The following is a 19,914-nucleotide window of genomic DNA, read 5'->3' as shown; positions in this document are numbered from 1 at the left end:
TCAGCGCGGGGGCAGTTCCGCGATGACGGCGCGGGCGGCGGCGGCCGGATCGTCGGCCTGCCAGACCGGGCGGCCTACGACGATGTGATCGGCGCCGTCGCCGATGGCTTGCGCCGGGGTCGCCACGCGCTTCTGGTCGCCCAGCGCGGCCCCAGCGGGGCGCACCCCCGGCGTCACGATCAGCCGCCCCGCCGCCTGCGGCAGCGCGCGGATCATCGCGGCCTCCTGCGGGCTGGCGATCACGCCATCCGCCCCGGCCTCCAGCGCGCGGGCGGCGCGTTCCAGCGTGATTTCGTGGATGTCGCCCGGCACGATCAGGTTCGCATCCAGATCGGCCCGGTCGAGCGAGGTCAGCACCGTCACCGCAAGGATTTTCGTGTTGCTGCCGCGCCGCCCCTCGGCCGCTGCGCGCACCACCTGCGGGTCGCCATGCACGGTCAGGAAATCGAGGTCGTATTGCGCGATGCCGCGCACCGCCGCCTCGACCGTGGCGCCGATGTCGAACAGCTTCATATCCAGAAACACCCGCTTGCCGCGTTCCTGTTTCAACTCGTTCGCCAGCGCGAAGCCGCCGCCGGTCAGCATCCCCAGCCCGACCTTGTAAAAGGAAACCGCATCGCCAAGGCGATCAGCCAGCGCGAGGCCCTGCACGACATTCGGCACGTCAAGCGCCACGATCAGACGGTCGTCGCTCATCGGATACTCCTTTTTTCGGGGTGGTCCGGGGCGGTTTGCCGCCAAGGCGGCGGGGTGTCAACAGGTGGCTGGGCGGCACCGGCAGGAGAATGCTAAGGAAGGCGGGGCAGGAGGCGCAGATGCTGGCAGTTTTCGATATCGGTGGCACGAAGATCCGCGCGGCAGCCTCGTCCGCGCCGGGGCGGCTTGGTCCTGCACAGGATATGCGCACCCCGCGCGAGGATCTGGCAGGGTTCACCGCCACGCTGGCCGGAGCCATAGCCTCGATGGGCCGGGGGGTGCAGGGCATCGCCATTTCCATCGCGGGCTGTGTCGATCCGGTGTCGGGGCGAATGAAGGTCGCCAATATCCCCTGTCTGGATGGCCGCGTCCCGGCTGAGGATCTGGGCGCGGCACTGGGCCTGCCGGTCTGGATCGGCAATGATGCCGATTGCTTTGCCCTGGCCGAGGCCGCCGAGGGCGCGGGGCGCGGCCATCGCACGGTCTTCGGTGTGATCCTTGGCACTGGCGTCGGCGGCGGGCTGGTGATCGACGGGCGGCTTGTGACCGGGGCCGGAGGGTTTGCCGGGGAATGGGGCCACGGGCCTGTGCAGGATCGTATGCCGCTGGGCCATGCCCTGCCACGCTTCACCTGTGGTTGCGGGCAGGAGGGGTGTCTGGACGCCATCGGCGGCGCGCGCGGGATCGAACGCCTGCACCGCCACCTGCATGGCCAGGCGCTGCCCGCCGAGGCGATCACGACCGGCTGGCAGGCGGGTGACGCGGCGAGTTCGGAAACCGTGGCCGTGTGGCTGGAGGTGATGGCCGGGCCACTGGCCATGGTGTTGAACGTGGTCGGCGCGACTTCTGTGCCGGTTGGCGGTGGGCTGGCGCGGGCGCCGGGGCTGGTGGCGGCGCTGGATGCCGCCGTTTCGGCGCGGCGGCTCTGGCAGGCGACGGGTCCGGTGGTGGTACCTGCGGCGCTGCCCGGTGATCCGGGGCTGGTGGGGGCAGCCCATGCCGGCTGGCAGGAGCTGGCGCCATGCTGATCGAAGTCTGCGCCGCCACGCCCGAAAGCATCGCCGCCGCCGTCTCGGGCGGGGCCGGGCGGATCGAGCTGTGCTCGGCGCTGGAACTGGGCGGCCTCACGCCCTCCGCTGGGCTGATGCGTCAGGCGGCGGGGTGCGGCCTGCCGGTCTTCGCCATGATCCGCCCCCGCGCCGGGGATTTCTGCTGGAGCGCGGCAGAGCTTGACCTGATGTGCGACGATATCGCCACGGCCCGCGCCGCAGGCATGGCAGGGGTAGTGCTCGGTGCCTCGCACCCCGATGGGCGGCTGCACCGCGCGGCGCTGGCGCGGCTGGTGTCGGCGGCGGATGGCATGGGGCTGACCCTTCACCGCTGCTTTGATCTGACGCCGGACCGGGCCGAGGCCGTGGAAATGGCAGTCGCTCTTGGCTTCCACCGCATCCTGACTTCCGGCCATGCCCTGCGAGCCGAGGACGGGCTGGCCGCACTGGCCGAGGTGCAAAGCCTTGCCGCGGGGCGGTTGTCGATCATGGCGGGCTCGGGGGTGACGGCGGCCAATGCCGCGCGTTTCACGACATTGGGGCTGCGTGAACTGCACGCTTCCTGTGCCGCGCCGCGTCCTGCGCCTGCCGCAGCCATTGCTTTCGGCTTTACCGCGCCTGAAATCCGCGAAACCCGCGCCGATCTGGTGGCCGCGCTTGTACGCGCTGCCGCATTGACAAGCTGAGCCCGCCGGGGTTCGATTCCGCCAAACCCGAGACGAGGCACGCCATGCAGATCAACATGACCTTCGACCGCCCCGAAGAAGGGCCGGGTTCCGGCCCGATCACCGTGGGCTGGTTCCTGACCAGCGACAAGGGCGCGGTGCTTTACGATCCGCCCGAACGTGTCAGCTTTCGCCAGACCAACCGCACGCATGCCAAATCGGCCAGCCGCTGCCCCGGCGTGATCCAGCTGGAAAGCCGCTATTTCATGGTGAAATGCCCTTTCGACATGCAACTGGGCTTTGGTCGCGATGAGAAAGGCAAGCCGCATCTGATCAACCGTGCGGGCACGGCCTCGCCCATCCGGCCCAGCAAGCTGAACGAAGTGCTGACCCTGGTGAACGAGGCGGAATGGCGCTACCCCGACCGTCCGACGATCCAGATGATCCTGCCCTACTGCTTCATTGCCGACGAGCTGGTCTATGTGACGCAGCTTTCAGCCTTCATGCATTACCGCCGCGATCCGCTGCCGGGCACGATCTTCGGCGGGCGCTTCCCGCTGAACATCTGGCCGCGCCCGCTGATGTGGGCTTTCGAATGGCACGAGCCGCAGAAGGACATCATCCTCAAGCGCGGTGAGCCGCTGTTCTATGTGCAGTTCGAGGGCAATGGCCCCGACCGCCCGGTGCAGGTGGTTGAAGCTGAGCGTACGCCGGAATTGCAGAAATACATGGAACAGATCGGCGGCGCGGTGAACTACGTCAATCAGACCTTTGGCCTGTTCAAGGCGGCCGAGGCGTTGCGCCCGGCGAAGCTGCTGACCCCCAAGACCCGCGAATGACCTGGCGGTCGTCGCTGGAGGTCTGCGATCCGCAGACCGGCGATTGCCGGGTGATCCTGCGCAGCGACAGGCTGATCGAGGCCCCGAACTGGCACCCGGAGGGCTGGTTCCTGGTCAATGGCGACGGCGGATTGTGGCGGGCTTCCGCCACCGGGCTGGAGCAGATCGTCACGCCCGGGGGGCTGCGCTGCAACAATGACCACGGCTTTCTGCCTGATGGCAGCATCGTCTTTACGGCGCATACAGACGAAGGACCGGGTATCTACCGGCTGTCCGGGGGCGGGGTGCAACAGATTGTGGAGCGGCGCCCTTCGTGGTGGCACGGGGCCCATGCGCGCCGTGTCGCCTGCGCGGTGGCGCGGGGCGACCGGGTGTTGCGTATCGCGGAAACCGATCTGGACAGCGGTACAGAGCGTGTACTGACCGAAGGCCCCGGCACGCAGGACGGGCCGGATTATTCCGCCTGCGGGCGCCATATCTGGTTCAATTCCACCGCCACGGGCCATGCGCAGATCTGGCGGATGGCGGCTGACGGGCGTGATGCCGTGCCGGTGTTCCGCGATGACCGGGTGAACTGGTTCCCGCACCCTTCGCCCTGCGGGCGGCATGTGGTCTATCTGTCCTATCCACCGGGGACCGGGGGGCACCCGCGCGACCTTGACGTTTCGCTGTGGATCATGCGCCCCGATGGCAGCGACCGGCGGCGGCTGGTCGATCTGTTCGGCGGGCAGGGCAGTCTCAACGTGCCATGCTGGGCGCCGGATGGCCACGCCTTCGCCTTTATGCGCTACGCACCTGCAAGCGGCGGGGCCGGAACATAGGCCGGGGGCGGCAGCGGCTCGCCCCAGACCGAGACATGCACCTCCGCCCCCTCCGGCCCGGCCAGATGCTCGGGGGTCAGGCCCACGATGCGCAGCCGCAGACCGTCGGGTGCCGCCAGCCAGGGTGCCAGCGTGGTCGCCGCGCGCGGACCCAGATGGCCCAGCGTCACCTGCCGCCGATGCGGGATCAGCCCCAGTATGTGCCGCCGCACCGAGGCGGTGACCATCAGCCGCCCGTCGTCGGCCGGGTGCAGATGCACGGTGTCGTTCAGGCACAGGCCACTGCGTCCGACATGAAGGGCCAGGCCATGCACGCGGGTCTTGTGCAGGATCGGGATGGGGCGCGTGATGCTCGACATGGGGCTCTTCTCTGGTTGCGGCGGGCAGCATCGCGGTGAAGCACAGGGCTCTGCAAGGTGCTGCGGCATGCACGCGGCGGCTGTGCGCCGGATGTCGCCGGAACCTGCCGCGCGCATCGGCAAGGAAATGACCATTGCGCCGGGCCTGCGGAATCCCGCTTGCGGAAATCTTTGCGCCGGAAGGCCGCAGCCGTCTTGCGCAGCGCGGCGCATGTGCCCATCTGATGCCTGAGGCCGGCGTGGACATGCCTTCCGAGGGTGTTCGCAAGCGGCGCTTTTGAAAGGAGAATTGCCGATGAACATGGAAAAGTTCACGGAACGGTCGCGCGGTTTCCTGCAAGCGGCCCAGACGATTGCAATGCGCGAAAGCCATCAGCGTGTACTGCCTGAGCATCTGCTCAAGGCTCTGATGGATGATGAACAGGGTCTTGCCTCCAACCTGATCCGCCGCGCCGGTGGCGCGCCCGAACGGGTGAACGAGGCGGTCAATGCCACTATCGCCAAGCAGCCCAAGGTTTCGGGCGGCGAGGGCCAGACCTATATCGACCCCTCGCTGGTGCGTGTGCTGGACGAGGCTGAACAGGTCGCCAAAAAGGCGGGCGATGCCTTCGTGCCGGTGGAGCGGATTCTGACCGCGCTGGCGCTGGTGAATACCCGCGCCAAGGATGCGCTGACGGCGGGCGCCGTTACGGCTCAGAACCTCAACGCCGCGATCAACGACATCCGCAAGGGCCGCACTGCCGACAGCGCCTCGTCCGAGGATACGATGGAAGCGCTGAAGAAATATGCGCGCGACCTGACCGAGGCCGCTGCCGAGGGCAAGATCGACCCGATCATCGGCCGCGACGAGGAAATCCGCCGCGCCATGCAGGTTCTGTCGCGCCGCACCAAGAACAACCCGGTGCTGATCGGGGAGCCGGGCGTGGGTAAAACTGCGATTGCCGAGGGCCTCGCGCTGCGCATCGTCGATGGCGACGTGCCGGAATCCCTGCGCAACAAGAAGCTGATGGCGCTGGATATGGGCGCGCTGATCGCCGGGGCGAAATATCGCGGCGAGTTCGAGGAGCGCCTGAAAGCCATCCTCAAGGAGATCGAGGCGGCCGCAGGCGAGGTAATCCTGTTCATCGACGAGATGCACACGCTGGTCGGCGCGGGCAAATCGGACGGTGCGATGGATGCGGCGAACCTGATCAAACCCGCGTTGGCGCGGGGTGAATTGCACTGCATCGGCGCAACCACGCTGGATGAATACCGCAAATATGTCGAGAAAGATCCGGCGCTTGCCCGGCGCTTCCAGCCTGTCATGGTCGAGGAGCCGACGGTGGAAGACACCATCTCGATCCTGCGCGGCATCAAGGAGAAGTATGAACTGCACCACGGCGTGCGGATCAGCGACTCGGCCCTCGTGGCGGCGGCGACCCTCAGCCATCGCTACATCACCGACCGTTTCCTGCCCGACAAGGCCATCGACCTTGTGGACGAGGCGGCAAGCCGTCTGCGCATGGAAGTGGACAGCAAGCCCGAGGAACTGGACCAGCTCGATCGTCAGATCCTGCAACTTCAGATCGAGGCCGAGGCGCTGAAGAAAGAGGATGACGCGGCGTCGAAGGACCGGCTGGAAAAGCTGGAGATGGAGCTTGCCGACCTGCAAGAGAAATCGGCCGGGCTGACCGCCAAATGGCAGGCAGAACGCGACAAGCTGGAAGCCTCGCGCGAGTTGAAGGAACAGCTTGACCGCGCGCGGGCCGAACTGGATCAGGCGAAACGCGAAGGCAATCTGGGCCGCGCGGGTGAGTTGTCCTACGGCATCATTCCGGGGCTGGAGAAGAAACTGGCCGAGGCCGAAGCCCGCGAGGGCGAGGCGCTTGTCAGCGAGGCCGTGCGCCCCGAACAGATCGCCGAAGTGGTGGAACGCTGGACCGGCATCCCGACCTCCAAGATGCTGGAGGGCGAACGCGAAAAGCTGCTGCGCATGGAAGAAGAGCTTGGCAAGCGCGTGATCGGCCAGAAACAGGCGGTGATCGCGGTATCCAATGCGGTGCGTCGCGCACGCGCGGGTCTGAATGACGAAAACCGCCCGCTCGGCAGCTTCCTGTTCCTCGGTCCGACCGGGGTGGGCAAGACCGAACTGACCAAGGCCGTCGCCGAATATCTGTTCGACGATGAAAACGCGATGGTGCGGATCGACATGAGCGAATTCATGGAGAAACACTCCGTCGCGCGGCTGATCGGCGCGCCGCCCGGCTATGTCGGCTATGACGAGGGCGGGGTGCTGACCGAGGCGGTGCGGCGCCGGCCCTATCAGGTGGTGCTGTTCGACGAGGTGGAGAAAGCCCACCCCGACGTGTTCAACGTGCTGTTGCAGGTGCTGGATGACGGCATCCTGACCGACGGGCAGGGCCGGACGGTGGACTTCAAGCAGACGCTGATCATCCTGACCTCGAACCTCGGGGCGCGCTCTCTCAGCGAACTGCCGGAAGGCGCCGACCCGACCGAGGCGCGGCGGCAGGTGGAAGAGGCGGTCCGGGCGCATTTCCGGCCCGAATTCCTCAACCGTCTGGACGAGCAGATCATCTTCGACCGGCTGAACCGGGCGGATATGGGCGGCATCGTCGAGATCCAGCTCCGGCGTCTGGAAAAACGGCTGGCGCAGCGCAAGATCGCGCTGGAGCTGGACGCGGATGCGAAAGCCTGGCTGGCGGACGAGGGTTACGATCCGGTGTTCGGCGCCCGGCCGCTGAAGCGGGTGATCCAGCGCAACCTGCAAGATCCGCTGGCCGAGATGATCTTGGCGGGCGAGGTGCTGGACGGCTCGACCGTCAGCGCGACGGCAGGGCCGGAGGGGCTGATCCTTGGCGAAAGGGTCATCGCTTCGCGGCGCGAGAAACCTGCCGAAGTGCGGGTGCATTGATGAAAGGGGGCCTCCGGGCCCCCTTTTCCATAAGGGCGACCCGGCGGATGCCGCTCCCGGCAGGGCGGGCCGGTCTAGGTCGCCCCCTCCTGCTGACCGGGCGGGCACGCGGGGGTGTCAAGCGGGACCACATCCACCGCGTGCCGGCTGTCCTGCCCGCCTGCGGTACGGATGGCGCCCAGAACCGGCGCGACATCGGCATAGTCGCGGCCTACAGCGACGGTGATGTAATCGTCACCGGGATGTTTGGCATTGGTCGGGTCATATTCGACCCAGCCCATCGCCGCACCGCACCAGGCCCGCACCCAGGCGTGCATGGCATCCACCCCTTGCAGGCGCGGCTGACCCGGCGGCGGATCGGTGCGCAGGAAGCCCGAGATATAGGCGGCGGGAATACCGATCCCGCGCAGCGCGCCGATCATTACCTGCGCGAAATCCTGACAGACGCCATGCCGGTTGGCGAAGGCCAGGGCGGGGGCGGTATTGGCATCGGTCGCGCCCGCATCAAAGCGCATTTCGGCATGCAGGGCCTCGCCAAGGGCGACAACCGTGGCCAGCGTGGTCTCGCGCAGATGCGCGCGGGCGAAATCGACCGCCGCCGCATCGGGCGGGATGCGGGGCGAGGGCGCGCGGAAGTGATGCGGTGCGGCGGGGCCGATATCGGCCAGTGCCGCGAGGTCCGCCGCCAGCGCGGCCGGCGAGGGTGAGGTGTCGGCCAGCGGGGCGGGCACTCCGCGCTCCACTTCTGCTGTCAGGTCGAACCGGCAGGTGGCGACGGGGTCGTGCCAAGCGACTGCCGTGGTGGCATTGCCGAAGAAATCTATCCCGTCGCGCCGTTCATCAGGCGGGGGGGTGATTGTCAGCGCGCTGGTCAGAACCTGCTGATCCGGGCCGTTGCCGGGCATCAGGCGCAAGATGTTGCGCACATGGTCCGAGGCGCCGGGATAGTCATAGTCGATGACAAGGCGGATGGCATAACGCATTTGCATCACCGCAGATAACGCGCGGTCAGAAGGTCGGAGACCTCGTAAAGCCGTCCGCGCAGGGCGATCAGGGTTTCGGTCGTCAAGGTTTCCGGCTGGGCCACCCGCAAATCGGTGTCAAGCATCAGCAGCGCGCGGTCGAGGGCCGAGCCGCGATCCTCGGTCGGGTCATGCGGCAGCTGAGAAACATGCTGGCGCATCTGCACCACCTGCGACAGCACGGCGCGGGGGTTGTTATCATCCAGCATCAGCAGATCCAGCACCGTGCCGTGCGCCGGGCCGAAGCGATAGCGCCGCTGGTGGGTCATCACGCTGTCGCCGACCTCGATGGCGATTTCCAGCGCGCCGGGGGCGGCCGCGGGATCAGCGAAGGTGGTCAGCAGCATGAGCATGGCATCGGCGCGTTCCTGCGCCCGGCCCAGCGACAGGAAGCGCCAGCCCATGAAGTGATACATGTTTTCATGCACCAGGCCGGAAAAGCCCGAGATTTTGCGCAGCAGAACCGTCATCGCATGCGCCGCATCGGCGCCGGGGCCGACCTTGCGGGTCAGCCGGCCCGCGGATTTGAACAGATCGTTCAGCGCCGACCAGGCATCGGGCGAGAAACGGTCGCGCACCTTGGCGGCGCTGTCGCGGGCGGTGCCGATCAGGCCGGGCAGCGCCTCCGGAACCGGCTGATCAAGGCCAAGGCCCAGACCCGCAAGATAACCTTCCAGCAGTTGCAGCCGGGGGTCGGCAGGATCGGTGGTTTCGGCCAGCCGCAGGTGATAGGCGCGGATAAGGCGGATCGCACCCTCGGCCCGCTCGACATAGCGGCCCAGCCAGTAAAGGTTTTCCGCCGCGCGCGAAGGCAGGGCACCCGCCGTGGCGCGCGGCACGATTTCAGGCGGGACCAGCGTGTCATCGGGCACGGGCGCATCCGCCACCACCCAGACATCTGCGACCGATCCCCCCGCCTGCATGGCCAGCGCCTTGGTATCGGCGGTCTTGCCGATCCGGGCATAGCCGCCAGGCATGAAGGTCCAGCCATCGGGTGTGCGGGCGGCAAAGACCCGCAGCGTCATTGGCCGGGGCACGAGGCGGCCTTCGTGCAGGGCCGGGGTTGTCGAAAGTGTCACCGCCTCCTGCCCGACCAGATCGGCGCCCTCGCGTGCCAGCCGCTCGGCCAGCGCCTCGGTCTCCGCCGGGCCCAGAGCGGTTTCCGCCCCGGTTGCGAAGGGGAGAGCGGCATCCAGCGCCGGGCCGATCATCAGCCGCGCCGCGTTTTCCAGCACGAAATCCCGCTCGGCCGGCTGGCCGCACCACCATGTCGCAATATTCGGCAGGCTGAGCGGTGCGCCGGTCAGCACCTCGCTGATACGGGGCAGGAAGGCCATCATGGCCCGCACCTCCAGCACGCCGGATCCCAGCGCATTCACCAGCCCGAGCCCGCCTGCCCGCAGCGCCTCGATCATGCCCGGAGTACCGATCTGCGAGCTTTCGTTCAGCTCCAGCGGATCGGCAAATTCGCTGTCGATCCGTCGCCAGAGCGCGCCCACCGGCTCCAGCCCGGTGACGGTGCGCACCATGGCCTGACCGTCGCGCACAATCAGATCCTCACCTTCCAGCAGCATGAGGCCGAGGTAGCGGGCGATGTAGGTATGTTCGTAATAGGTGTCGTTGCTGGGGCCGGGGCTGAGAATCGCGGCGCGGCGGCCGGGGCCGGCCTGTGCCTCCAGCGCAGCGCGGAAGGCGCGGAAGAAGCCGGCCAGTCGCAGCACATGGCTGCGCGGCACGAAATCGGAAAACATCCGCGTGGTGGCCATGCGGTTTTCCAGGGCGAACCCGGCGCCCGAGGGCGCCTGCGTCCGGTCGCCCAGCACGAAGAACGACCCGTCGGGGGAGCGTCCGATCTCGAAGGCCAGATGGTGCAGGAAATGGCCCGAGCGGGGCGGAATGCCCACCAGAGGGCGCAGCCAGTGCGGATTGCGCGCCACCAGATCGGCGGGCAGGTGGCCGTCCCGCACCAGCCTGCCGGGGCCGTAAAGATCGGCCATCACGGCCTCAAGCAGTTCGGCGCGCTGTGTCAGCCCGGTGCAGAGCTGCCCCCAGTCGGTTTCGGACAGCAGCACCGGAAGATGGCTCAGCGGCCATTCCCGTTCCTGCCCCGGATCATTGGCGTAAAGCCGGAAATAGACCCCGGCATCGCGCAGATACTGATCCCCGCGCGCTGTGCGTTCCGCGATTTCCTCGGCCGGGCGGGCGCCCAGCCAGTCGAGAAGCGGCGCCCAGACCGGGCGCGGGCTGCCATCCGCTGCAAACAATTCGTCCGCAGCGCCGGGCAGCGGTGCGTAGCCACCTGTCAGGTCGGTCGGGGGAGGCAGGTCAGCCAAGGTCGCACTCTCACATTCTGCACAGGGTCAGATTACACCCAAGGCCCGCGCCGCAGGTCCAGCGTCATCGGAAACTCGGGATGCGGCTGTTCGGTTGCAGGGGTATAGGCGCCCGGCGCATGGCCATGCGCCTCGAACCGCGCCAGACGGCGGGCCTCGGCCTCATACCCATTGACCGGGAAGGTATCGTAGTTCCGTCCGCCCGGATGCGCGACGTGATAGACGCAGCCACCCACGGCGCGGCCCGTCCAGTCGTCATAGAGGTCGAAGGTCAGCGGCGCGTTCACCGGCAGCACCGGGTGCAGGGCCGCTGCCGGTTGCCAGGCCTTGAAGCGCACGCCGCCCACGCTTTCGCCGCTGGTGCCGGTGCGGGCCAGCGGCACGGGACGGCCGTTGCACATCACGCGGAAGCGGTCTTGCGTCAGCGTCGTCATCTTCACCTGCAAGCGTTCGACCGAACTGTCGGTATAGCGTACCGTGCCGCCGATGGCGCCGGTCTCGCCCAGAACATGCCACGGCTCCAGCGCCTGCCGCAATTCCAGATGCACCGCGCCGAAGTCGCTGGCGACCTCGACCTGCCCGCAGAAGGGGAAGCGGAACTCGGCCTGCGCCTGATACCACACGGGATCAAGCTTGAAGCCATGTTCCGCCAGATCATCCAGCAGGCTGAGAAAATCCTGCCAGATGAAATGCGGCAGCATGAAGCGGTCATGCAGCACGGTGCCCCAGCGCACCGGCTTGCCTTTGACCGGCGCTTTCCAGCAGCGCGCGATTATGGCGCGGATCAAAAGTTGCTGAGCAAGGTTCATGCGCGGATGAGGCGGCATTTCAAAGCCGCGGAATTCCACCAACCCCAGCCGCCCGGTCGGGCCGTCGGGGGAATAGAGCTTGTCGATACAGATTTCCGCCCGGTGGGTGTTGCCGGTCACGTCGATCAGGATGTTGCGCAGCAGCCGGTCCACCAGCCAGGGCGGCGGCAGCGGCCCGCCCGCAACCGGATCGCCAATCTGGCTCAGCGCGATTTCCAGTTCATACAGGCTGTCGTGCCGGGCTTCGTCGATGCGCGGCGCCTGGCTGGTCGGGCCGATGAAGAGGCCCGAGAACAGATAGCTCAGCGACGGGTGGCGCTGCCAGATCAGGATCAGCGATTTAAGCAGGTCGGGGCGGCGCAGGAAGGGGCTGTCGTCCATCGTCGCGCCGCCGACAACCACATGGTTGCCACCGCCGGTGCCGGTATGGCGTCCGTCGATCATGAACTTGTCGGCGCCAAGGCGGCTTTGCCGGGCTTCCTCATAGATCGCCTCGGTGGTGGCGACGCAATCCTCCCAGCTGTGGGCAGGATGGATGTTCACTTCGATCACGCCGGGGTCGGGGGCGACGCGGATCACGTTCAGACGCGGATCATGCGGCGGGGCATAGCCTTCGATATGAACCGGCAGGTTCAGGTCGGCCGCCGTCGCCTCGGCGGTGGCCAGCAGTTCGAGGTAATCCTCCAGCGTCTCGCAGGGAGGCATGAACAGACACAGCCGCCCGTCGCGCGGCTCGATGGCGATGGCGGTGCGTACCCAGCCTTGCGCCGGGTCGACGCCTCCTTGCAGTGCGATGCGCTGGCGACGCGGCTCTGCCGGCTTCACCGCGCCCGGTTGTTGATGCCCGTCAGAAACCGGGGGCAGGGTCGCGGCCATCTCGGCCTCTTCCGCCGCGAGCCTGTCAATCTCGGCCTGCACCTCGGCGCGCCGCGCGGCAAGTGTCGCATGGAAATCGGGCAGGGGCGCCAGCGGGATCGAGGTATCGGCCGGATAGCTGTAGGGATATTGTGCTGGCGGGATATAGGGCAGCCCCGCCAGCGGCAGGCGATAGCCCACCGGGCTGTCGCCGGGGATCAGAAACAGATGCCCGCGCCGGGGCTTCCACATTTCCGACCGCCAGCGCGGGCCTTGCGCCTGCGCCTGCCAGCGCTGAAGCGGCAGCACAAAGCCCGACGGCTCGGTCAACCCGCGCGAAAAGACCCGCGCGAAACGCGAGCGTTCCTCGGCATCCTTCAGCTTGCTGTTTTCCGGGCTCACATTCGACGGCAGATTGGCTTCTTTCAGAATCCATTCCGCCGGATCTTCATAGGCCGGCTGCGCGTGTTCGGGGGAAATCCCCAGCTTTTCGGCGAAGCCTTCCATGAAGCGCCCGGCCTCATCGGCGCCGACGCGGTAATCCTGCGCCTCGCGGGCCACCAGATCGGGGTTTTGCCAAACGGGCTTGCCGTCGCGCCGCCAGTAAAGCGAGAAGGTCCAGCGCGGCAGGCTTTCGCCGGGATACCATTTGCCTTGTCCGTAATGCAGGAAACCGCCGGGGGCGAACCGGTTGCGCAGACGGCGGATCAGCGTATCTGCACGGTCGCGTTTGGTCGGACCGACGGCAGCGGTGTTCCATTCGGCCGATTCGAAATCGTCGATCGAGACGAAGGTCGGTTCTCCCCCCATCGTCAGCCGCACGTCCCCCTCGGCCAGCGCCGCATCGACCTTGCGGCCAAGCTCGTTCAGCCGGTCCCATGCCTCGTCGCTGAAGGGCTTGGTGATGCGCGGATGCTCGGCCACGCGCCGCACCTGCATATCGAAGTCGAAACTCACCTCGGGCGTGCCCAAAGCCGAGAAGCCGCCCGAGATCGGCGCGGCATTGCGGTAGTGCGGGGTCGCGGCCAGCGGGATATGGCTTTCGCCGGTCAGAAGACCGCTCGTCGGGTCCAGCCCGATCCAGCCCGCGCCGGGGATATAGACCTCCACCCAGGCATGCAAATCGGTGAAATCGACCTCGGTGCCCGACGGGCCGTCCAGCGATTTCACATCCGGCGCCAGCTGGATCAGATAGCCCGACACGAAACGCGCGGCAAAGCCCAGATGGCGCAGGGCCTGCACCAGCAGCCAGCTTGAATCGCGGCAGGAGCCGGATGTGGCATGGAGCGTTTCCTCGGGCGTCTGCACGCCCGGCTCCATGCGGATGGTGTAGTTGACGACACCGTTCACCTGCGCGTTCAGCGCCACCAGAAAATCGGTGGTGCGCGCCCTGTCCCGCGGAACCGTCGCCAGAAACGCTTCCAGCAATGGGCCTGCGGGTTCGGGTGTGCGGTAGATCACCAGATCCTCGGCCAGATCGCGCGGGTATTCGAAGGGCCAGAACTCGGCACTGTCCTCCACGAAGAAATCGAAGGGATTGTAGACCGACATGTCGGCCACCAGATCGACCTCGATGCGGAACTCGGTCACCGGCTCGGGAAAGACGAAGCGTGCAAGCCAGTTGCCGTAGGGGTCTTGCTGGTGGTTCACGAAATGCCCGCCGGGCGACACCTTGAGACTATGCGACAGCACCTTGGTGCGCGACTGCGGCGCGGGGCGCAGGCGGATGATCTGCGGGCCCAGCGTGACCGGGCGGTCGTATTTGTAATGGGTCAGATGGTGAATGCTGGCATGAATCGCCATGAAAAGCCCCCGTTCGTCGCGTTTGCCCCCAACCTAACGCGGCGCCATCCGGGGGCGAGGGGCTGGGCCTATCCTGCAAGCTTTGGCGGCAATGTCACGCAAAAGCGCCGCCTTGTTGGGCGGCGCCTGACGTCATGCCTGAATTTTGGGCAGGTCAGCCCAGCGGGGCCAGCAGTGCCTTCAGCGCTGCCGCCGCATCCGGGGCCTTCCAGATTTCCTCGCCCACGCCGAAGAAATCGGTGACAGGACCGAATTGCGCCACCAGTTCGGCGGTCAGCGCGCCTTCCGCCACCACCGGCACCTCGATCATCTCGGACCACCACTGGAACAGGTCGAGGTCCGCGCGGCTGCCATCGCCCAGCGGCGTTTCGCCCACCGGGCCGAAGCTGACGTAATCAGCGCCTGCCTCGGCCGCGCTGATGCCCTCGTGCCGGGTGGTGCCGCAGAAGGCGCCGATGATGGCATCGTCGCCCAGATCCTTGCGCAGTTTCCGCACATTGCGTGACCCGTCGGTCAGGTGCACCCCGTCGAGGCCCAGCCGTTCGACCAGCAGCACATGGTTCTCGATCACCAGCGCCACATCGCGGGCATGGGCCACTTCGCGCAGCGCATCGGCGGCCCGCGCCACCCGGTCCTCGTCGCGCGAGGCGAGCGCAAGACGCACGCAGGCCACTTCCTCGGCGTCCAGCACGGCGGCCAGCCGGTCGGGGAAAATGTCGAGGTCAAACTCGGGCGGGGTGACAAGGTAAAGTTGCGGGCGGTCGGCTTCGGCCATCGGGGCCTCCTGTTGCGGGATTCGCGCCGTTTAGCGCGTTTTCCGGGCTTTGGCTACTTTCGGCGGCAGCTCTGCCACGCAATCCAGTGCAAGCCGCATCAGCGCCCCGCGCAAACCATCATCGGCCGCTGTTTCCGGGCTGCATTCCGCCATGACCGACATGGGGCGTCCGCCCATCATCATCTGCGCGACGCCGGGCAGGGCCAGCGCGGCGGCCATCCGATCCTTGCCCACGCGGAACATCGCACCGCCGCTGTAGGCGCCGCAGACCATGTTCCCGGCAAGCATGAAGGCAATGCCGCCGAACATCTTCTGTTCGCGGAAGGGGTGGTCCGCCAGATCATCGCGCAGCATTTGCGCCAGTCCCTCGTCATAGGCCATGGCGCTCTCCTTGTTTTGCCGGGGGTTTGAGCGTAGACGGACGCCGCGACAAATCCAGAGGAAACGCATGACAGATCCCGTCCTCATCCTCGTGCGGCCCCAGATGGGCGAGAACATCGGCGCGGCAGCGCGGGCGATGCTGAACTTCGGGCTGACGCGGATGCGCATTGTCGGGCCACGCGACGGCTGGCCGAATCCGAAGGCCGTTGCCATGGCCAGCGGGGCGGGGCGGGTGCTGGACAGTGCGGGGCTGTTCGCCGACCTGCCCGCCGCAATCGCCGATTGCGATTTCGTCTTCGCCACCACGGCGCGCGGGCGCGAGCTGACGAAGCCCGTGATGACCCCGGAACGCGCGATGGAATATGCCCGCGCGCTCAGCGCCGAGGGCAAGCGTGTCGGCATCCTGTTTGGCCCCGAACGCGCCGGGCTGGAAAACGAGGATGTCGTTTTGGCCAATGCCATCGTCACCGTGCCGGTGAACCCCGAGTTTCCCTCGCTCAACCTCGGGCAATGCGTGCTGCTGATGGGTTATGAATGGGCGCGGCAGACGCAGGAGACCGCGCCCGAGGTGATGAATTTCGCGCGCACGGAATTTGCAGGCCAGCAAGAGATCGAGGCGCTGGCCAATCACTTCGAGGACCGGCTGGAGGCGGCGGGCTTCTTCTTCCCGGCGGCCAAGGCGCCGGGGATGAAAGTCTCGCTGCGCAACCTGTGGTCGCGGCTGCCGCTGACCTCGGCCGAGGTGCGCACCTTCCACGGCATGCTGCGCCAGATCGCCTTCAAGCTTGGGCAAAGCAAGTATGACCCCGGCGCCACAGGCAGGGATGACGACGGCAACGGCGGGGATTGAGCGGGTCTTGCCGATCCCCCGGCACGGGCCTAGTCTCCGCCGCAAGTGAAGGAGGCCCGGCATGGCGCAGAAACGCAGCATTTTCGAGGAGGTCGGCAGCGACACAAGGGCCGCCCCGGCGCCGCAACCCGGTCTCATCGACCGGGGCCATGGCGGTGCGCGCGGTGCGATCCGCCTGTGGCTTGTGCTGATCTTCCTGATGGTCGCGGCAATGATCATCGTCGGCGGGCTGACCCGGCTGACCGATTCCGGCCTGTCGATCACCGAATGGAAGCCGATCCATGGCGCCATCCCGCCGCTGAGCGATGCCGACTGGGCCGAGGAATTCGCCAAGTATCAGCAAAGCCCGGAATACAAGCTCCAGAACAGCGGCATGGACCTTGCGGCGTTCAAGACGATCTTCTGGTGGGAGTGGGGGCATCGGCAGCTTGGCCGGGTGATCGGCCTTGTCTGGGCGCTGGGCTTCGTGGGCTTTCTGGCCGCGCGCAAAATCCCGGCGGGCTGGACAGGCCGCTTGCTGGGCCTTGGCGCGCTGGGCGGGCTGCAAGGTGCGATCGGCTGGTGGATGGTGTCCTCCGGCCTGCAGGGCGAGATGGTCGACGTGGCCTCTTACCGGCTGGCGACGCATCTGGGCATCGCCTTTGTTATCCTTGGCCTGATTGCCTGGTATGTGCTGCTGCTGGGCCGGACCGAGGCGCAGTTGCTGCAAGCCCGGCGCGGGCGGGAGGCGCGTCTGTTTGGCCTGTCGACCGGGTTGATGCATTTCGCCTTCCTGCAAATCCTGCTGGGCGCGTTGGTCGCGGGCATCGACGCGGGCCGCGCCTTCCCGACCTGGCCCGACATGAATGGCCAGTTCTTCCCCGCTGACGCCTTCTACGTACCGGGGCGTCCGCTTTGGGCGGCGTTCTTTGAAAATCCGGGTCTGGTGCAGTTCAATCACCGCATGGCGGGGTATCTGCTGTTCGCCTTCGGGATTGTCGCCTACCTCAAGGGCCGCAAATCCGCCTATGGCTCCACGCGCTCGGCCTTTCTTGCCGTGCTCTGCGTGATGGTCCTGCAAGTCACGCTGGGCATCGTCACTGCCCTGACCGCCGCGCATCTGCATGTGGCGATCACTCATCAGATCGGTGCGATCCTCCTGTGGGTGCTGATCATTCGCGCCCGCTATTTCAGCCAGTACCCGGTGGCCGGGTCGATCCGTAAAGGAACCCAGTGATGAGTGCATATGACGATCTGATGGCCTTCCAGCGCGAGACCGAGGCGCTGGGCCAGATTGCCGGGCGTCTGGGCTGGGATCAGGAAACCATGATGCCGCGCGGCGCCTCGGAGCAGCGTGGCGAGGAAATGTCGGCAATCGAGGGCGTGCTGCACGCCCGTCGTACCGATCCGCGCATCGCCGAATGGCTGGAAGATGCCCGCCCCGCCGATCCGGTGGCCGCCGCACAACTGCGGCTGATCCGTCGCAGCCATGAACGTGCAACGAAGATCCCGGCAGCACTGGCGCAGCGGCTGGCCCGCGTCACATCGACCGCGCAAGGGATCTGGGCCGAGGCTCGCGCCGCCGACAAGGTGGCCGATTTCCTGCCGACGCTGGCCGAGGTCATCGCGCTGAAACGCGAGGAGGCAGCGGCGCTGGCCGGCGACGGCGATCTTTATGACGCGCTGATGGACGATTACGAACCCGGCGCCACGGCGGCGGTGATCGGCGGCATGTTCGACCGCATGCGCCCGCGTCTGGTGCGGCTGCGCGAGGCGGTGCTGGCCGCCGCCCCGGTGCCGAAACTGGATCATCACTTCGGCGAACAGGCGCAACTGCGCTTTGCCCGCGATCTGGCCACGACCTTCGGCTATGATTTCACCCGCGGGCGGCTGGATCTGGCGGTGCATCCGTTCAGCTCGGGCTCCGGCAATGATGCGCGGATCACCACGCGGGTGGTGGAGACGGACCCGTTCAACTGCTTCTATTCCACCATCCACGAGGTCGGCCACGCCTGTTATGAACTGGGCATCGATCAGGATTACCTGCTGACGCCGCTGGGCAATGGCGTGTCGATGGGCGTCCATGAAAGCCAGAGCCGGATCTACGAAAACCAGATCGGCCGCAGCCCCGCCTTCACCGGCTGGATGTTCCGGCAGATGCTGGACCGTTTCGGCGATTTCGGGGTCAGCGGTCCCGAGGAGTTCGCCCGTATCGTGAACCGCGTGCAGCCGGGCTTCATCCGCACCGAAGCGGATGAGGTGCATTACAACCTGCATGTGATGATGCGCTTCGATCTGGAACGCGCGCTGATCCGGGGGGATCTGGCGGTGGAGGATCTGGAAGCCGCCTGGAATGACCGCTTCGCTGCGGATTTCGGCGTGGCGGTGGACCGGCCGTCGCACGGGCTCTTGCAGGATGTGCACTGGTCCTGCGGGCTGTTCGGCTATTTCCCGACCTATACGCTGGGCAATGTCTATGCCGGTTGCCTGCATCTGGCGCTGCGCGAGGCGGTGCCGGGGCTGGACGACCAGCTTGCGCGCGGCGATACCTCGGCCGCGACCGGCTGGCTGCGCGAGAATGTGCAGCGCCACGGCGGGCTTTACGAGCCGCGTGAGGTGATCACGCTGGCCTGTGGCGAGGCGCCTTCGGAAGAGCCGCTGCTCGATTACCTCGACGCGAAGTTTGGTGCGCTTTACGGGCTCTGACATGCGCGGTGAAGGGGCAGCGGTCTGGGGGCTGGCGCTTGGCCAGACCCTGACTTATGCGGGCCTCTACTACGGCTTTGCCGCCCTGCTGCCCGACCTGCTGGCCGCAACGGGCTGGAGCAAGCATATGCTCGCCGCCGGGCCAACGCTCGCCTTTCTGGTGACGGCGGCGCTGACCCCGTTCACCGGGCGGCTGGTGGACCGGGGGCTGGGCGGCGAAATGCTGATCCTGCTGCCGATCCTGGGTGCGCTGGGACTGGCCGGTGCCGGGTTCGCAGGTACGCCCGCCTTGTGGCTTGCCGGCTGGGCGGTGGTCGGGCTTGCGCAGGCAGGAAGCCTTTATGACACCTGCTTTGCCTTCATCACCCGCCGTCTTGGCGAAAGCGCCCGCATCGCCATCACCCGCGTCACGCTGGTCGCGGGCTTCGCATCGACACTCGCCTTTCCGCTGGGGCACTGGCTGGGGGCAGAGTTCGGCGGACGGGGCGGGCTGGCGGCGCTGGCGCTGGTGGTCGCAGTCGGGGCGACCCCGGTGAACCTCTGGGCGGTGCGGCGGCTCCGGCGGCTGGAGCGCGCGGGAACTCCGCGCCGCGGTGCCGCTGACCCCGGCCTGCTGACTGCGGCGCTACGCCGCCCGCTGTTCTGGCTGATCTCTGCTTTGTTCGGCGTGAGCATGCTGAGCCACAGCATGCTGATCACCTATGCGCTGGTGATCTTTGCGGATCGTGGCGCATCCGCAACGATGGCGGTTCTGGCCGCGAGCTGCATCGGGCCAAGTCAGGTGGCGGGGCGGCTGATCCTGATGCTGAACGAGGCGCGGGTTGGCAACCGCATGGCGACGCTTGCCTCGCTCGGGGCGATGGCGCTGGCCTCCGCTGCACTCTGGCTGGCCGGTGCCGCGCCTGGCCTGATCTTCGCCTTTGCCCTGCTGCAAGGGGCCGGGATCGGGCTGACCTCAAGGCATATTTGCCTTCCTTGATGTGCTGCTCTGCGGTGCCGCGCTGGTTGTAGAACCTCACCACCCAGTCTGGCTCCATCGGCAGGTTGGTGACGATGAAGCC

General features: G+C 67.1%; 16 protein-coding genes and 1 pseudogene. 9 read left to right on the top strand and 8 right to left on the bottom strand.

From position 1 onward, the window contains the following. Positions 1-696, bottom strand: a complete 696-nt coding sequence (gene pyrF / locus IE126_RS07820) for an orotidine-5'-phosphate decarboxylase (protein ID WP_054302549.1) — start codon at positions 694-696, stop codon at positions 1-3. Positions 697-815: 119 nt separating this feature from the next. Here pyrF and IE126_RS07815 point away from each other — a divergent pair, with 119 nt between their 5' ends. Genes IE126_RS07815 through IE126_RS07800 form a run of 4 tightly spaced genes read left to right on the top strand, consistent with a single transcriptional unit; the run spans position 816 to position 4,070 of the window. Then, positions 816-1,724, top strand: coding sequence for an ROK family protein (locus tag IE126_RS07815; RefSeq protein ID WP_108128528.1), 909 nt, complete (start codon positions 816-818; stop codon positions 1,722-1,724). Further along, positions 1,718-2,431 (top strand): copper homeostasis protein CutC, encoded by a 714-nt coding sequence (locus tag IE126_RS07810; protein WP_189380647.1) that lies wholly within the window; start codon positions 1,718-1,720, stop codon positions 2,429-2,431. The genes IE126_RS07815 and IE126_RS07810 overlap by 7 nt, the downstream gene beginning before the upstream one ends. A 44-nt stretch (positions 2,432-2,475) precedes the next feature. Next, a complete protein-coding gene (locus tag IE126_RS07805; RefSeq protein WP_054302546.1) occupies positions 2,476-3,249 on the top strand; it encodes a hypothetical protein in 774 nt (257 codons plus the stop codon). Further along, a complete protein-coding gene (locus IE126_RS07800; protein ID WP_054302545.1) occupies positions 3,246-4,070 on the top strand; it encodes a TolB family protein in 825 nt (274 codons plus the stop codon). Before IE126_RS07805 ends, IE126_RS07800 begins: the two co-directional genes overlap by 4 nt. Here IE126_RS07800 and IE126_RS07795 read toward each other — a convergent pair. After that, on the bottom strand, positions 4,037-4,429 hold the full coding sequence (locus IE126_RS07795; RefSeq protein ID WP_054302544.1) for a hypothetical protein: 393 nt from the start codon (positions 4,427-4,429) through the stop codon (positions 4,037-4,039). The two genes, IE126_RS07800 and IE126_RS07795, sit on opposite strands and share 34 nt — an antisense overlap. A gap of 295 nt (positions 4,430-4,724) precedes the next feature. Between IE126_RS07795 and clpB the strand changes: the two genes are divergently transcribed. Further along, positions 4,725-7,340 carry an ATP-dependent chaperone ClpB gene (gene clpB / locus IE126_RS07790; RefSeq protein ID WP_108128530.1) on the top strand — a complete coding sequence of 872 codons (2,616 nt, stop codon included), beginning with the start codon at positions 4,725-4,727 and terminating at the stop codon, positions 7,338-7,340. Between the two features lie 74 nt (positions 7,341-7,414). On the opposite strand, the gene IE126_RS07785 is transcribed toward clpB, so the two are convergent. The 5 genes from IE126_RS07785 to IE126_RS07765 all read right to left on the bottom strand — a co-directional run bounded on the left by IE126_RS07785 (position 7,415) and on the right by IE126_RS07765 (position 15,318). After that, positions 7,415-8,323 (bottom strand): transglutaminase family protein, encoded by a 909-nt coding sequence (locus IE126_RS07785; RefSeq protein WP_189380646.1) that lies wholly within the window; start codon positions 8,321-8,323, stop codon positions 7,415-7,417. Positions 8,324-8,328: 5 nt separating this feature from the next. Continuing rightward, positions 8,329-10,695, bottom strand: a complete 2,367-nt coding sequence (locus IE126_RS07780) for a circularly permuted type 2 ATP-grasp protein (protein WP_189380645.1) — start codon at positions 10,693-10,695, stop codon at positions 8,329-8,331. A gap of 32 nt (positions 10,696-10,727) precedes the next feature. Next, positions 10,728-14,162, bottom strand: a complete 3,435-nt coding sequence (locus tag IE126_RS07775) for a transglutaminase family protein (protein ID WP_189380644.1) — start codon at positions 14,160-14,162, stop codon at positions 10,728-10,730. Positions 14,163-14,316: 154 nt separating this feature from the next. Continuing rightward, entirely contained in the window at positions 14,317-14,937 is a 621-nt protein-coding gene (locus IE126_RS07770) for a thiamine phosphate synthase (RefSeq protein WP_108128534.1), read from the bottom strand. A gap of 30 nt (positions 14,938-14,967) precedes the next feature. Further along, positions 14,968-15,318: a TfoX/Sxy family protein gene (locus IE126_RS07765; RefSeq protein ID WP_189380643.1), complete on the bottom strand. Its 351-nt coding sequence runs from the start codon at positions 15,316-15,318 to the stop codon at positions 14,968-14,970. Positions 15,319-15,385: 67 nt separating this feature from the next. Here IE126_RS07765 and IE126_RS07760 point away from each other — a divergent pair, with 67 nt between their 5' ends. From IE126_RS07760 to IE126_RS07745, 4 genes are all read left to right on the top strand, one after another. Further along, on the top strand, positions 15,386-16,168 hold the full coding sequence (locus IE126_RS07760; protein WP_108128536.1) for an RNA methyltransferase: 783 nt from the start codon (positions 15,386-15,388) through the stop codon (positions 16,166-16,168). 61 nt (positions 16,169-16,229) lie between these two features. Continuing rightward, positions 16,230-17,384: a heme A synthase gene (gene ctaA, locus IE126_RS07755; protein WP_189380642.1), complete on the top strand. Its 1,155-nt coding sequence runs from the start codon at positions 16,230-16,232 to the stop codon at positions 17,382-17,384. Next, positions 17,384-18,853, top strand: coding sequence for a carboxypeptidase M32 (locus tag IE126_RS07750; protein WP_189380641.1), 1,470 nt, complete (start codon positions 17,384-17,386; stop codon positions 18,851-18,853). Before ctaA ends, IE126_RS07750 begins: the two co-directional genes overlap by 1 nt. 1 nt (position 18,854) lies before the next feature. Continuing rightward, positions 18,855-19,832 carry an MFS transporter gene (locus IE126_RS07745; RefSeq protein WP_189380640.1) on the top strand — a complete coding sequence of 326 codons (978 nt, stop codon included), beginning with the start codon at positions 18,855-18,857 and terminating at the stop codon, positions 19,830-19,832. Here IE126_RS07745 and IE126_RS26365 read toward each other — a convergent pair. Next, positions 19,798-19,914, bottom strand: a pseudogene (locus IE126_RS26365) (transposase); the annotation flags it as partial. The gene IE126_RS07745 and the pseudogene IE126_RS26365 overlap by 35 nt on opposite strands.

This window comes from Gemmobacter nanjingensis, assembly GCF_014652195.1.
Classification (GTDB): domain Bacteria; phylum Pseudomonadota; class Alphaproteobacteria; order Rhodobacterales; family Rhodobacteraceae; genus Gemmobacter; species Gemmobacter caeni.
The sequence above is the reverse complement of the archived record's forward strand: the minus strand, read 5'-3'. Positions and strand labels throughout refer to the sequence as shown.

Bases quoted from the DNA above. Each gene is read 5' to 3' on its own strand.
- IE126_RS07750 (WP_189380641.1), top strand. From the start codon at position 17,384: ATGAGTGCATATGACGATCTGATGGCCTTCCAGCGCGAGACCGAGGCG.
- clpB (WP_108128530.1), top strand. From the start codon at position 4,725: ATGAACATGGAAAAGTTCACGGAACGGTCGCGCGGTTTCCTGCAAGCG.
- IE126_RS07770 (WP_108128534.1), bottom strand. From the start codon at position 14,937: ATGGCCGAAGCCGACCGCCCGCAACTTTACCTTGTCACCCCGCCCGAG.
- IE126_RS07810 (WP_189380647.1), top strand. From the start codon at position 1,718: ATGCTGATCGAAGTCTGCGCCGCCACGCCCGAAAGCATCGCCGCCGCC.
- pyrF (WP_054302549.1), bottom strand. From the start codon at position 696: ATGAGCGACGACCGTCTGATCGTGGCGCTTGACGTGCCGAATGTCGTG.
- ctaA (WP_189380642.1), top strand. From the start codon at position 16,230: ATGGCGCAGAAACGCAGCATTTTCGAGGAGGTCGGCAGCGACACAAGG.
- IE126_RS07800 (WP_054302545.1), top strand. From the start codon at position 3,246: ATGACCTGGCGGTCGTCGCTGGAGGTCTGCGATCCGCAGACCGGCGAT.
- IE126_RS07765 (WP_189380643.1), bottom strand. From the start codon at position 15,318: ATGGCCTATGACGAGGGACTGGCGCAAATGCTGCGCGATGATCTGGCG.
- IE126_RS07815 (WP_108128528.1), top strand. From the start codon at position 816: ATGCTGGCAGTTTTCGATATCGGTGGCACGAAGATCCGCGCGGCAGCC.
- IE126_RS07745 (WP_189380640.1), top strand. From the start codon at position 18,855: ATGCGCGGTGAAGGGGCAGCGGTCTGGGGGCTGGCGCTTGGCCAGACC.
- IE126_RS07805 (WP_054302546.1), top strand. From the start codon at position 2,476: ATGCAGATCAACATGACCTTCGACCGCCCCGAAGAAGGGCCGGGTTCC.
- IE126_RS07785 (WP_189380646.1), bottom strand. From the start codon at position 8,323: ATGCGTTATGCCATCCGCCTTGTCATCGACTATGACTATCCCGGCGCC.
- IE126_RS07775 (WP_189380644.1), bottom strand. From the start codon at position 14,162: ATGGCGATTCATGCCAGCATTCACCATCTGACCCATTACAAATACGAC.
- IE126_RS07760 (WP_108128536.1), top strand. From the start codon at position 15,386: ATGACAGATCCCGTCCTCATCCTCGTGCGGCCCCAGATGGGCGAGAAC.
- IE126_RS07795 (WP_054302544.1), bottom strand. From the start codon at position 4,429: ATGTCGAGCATCACGCGCCCCATCCCGATCCTGCACAAGACCCGCGTG.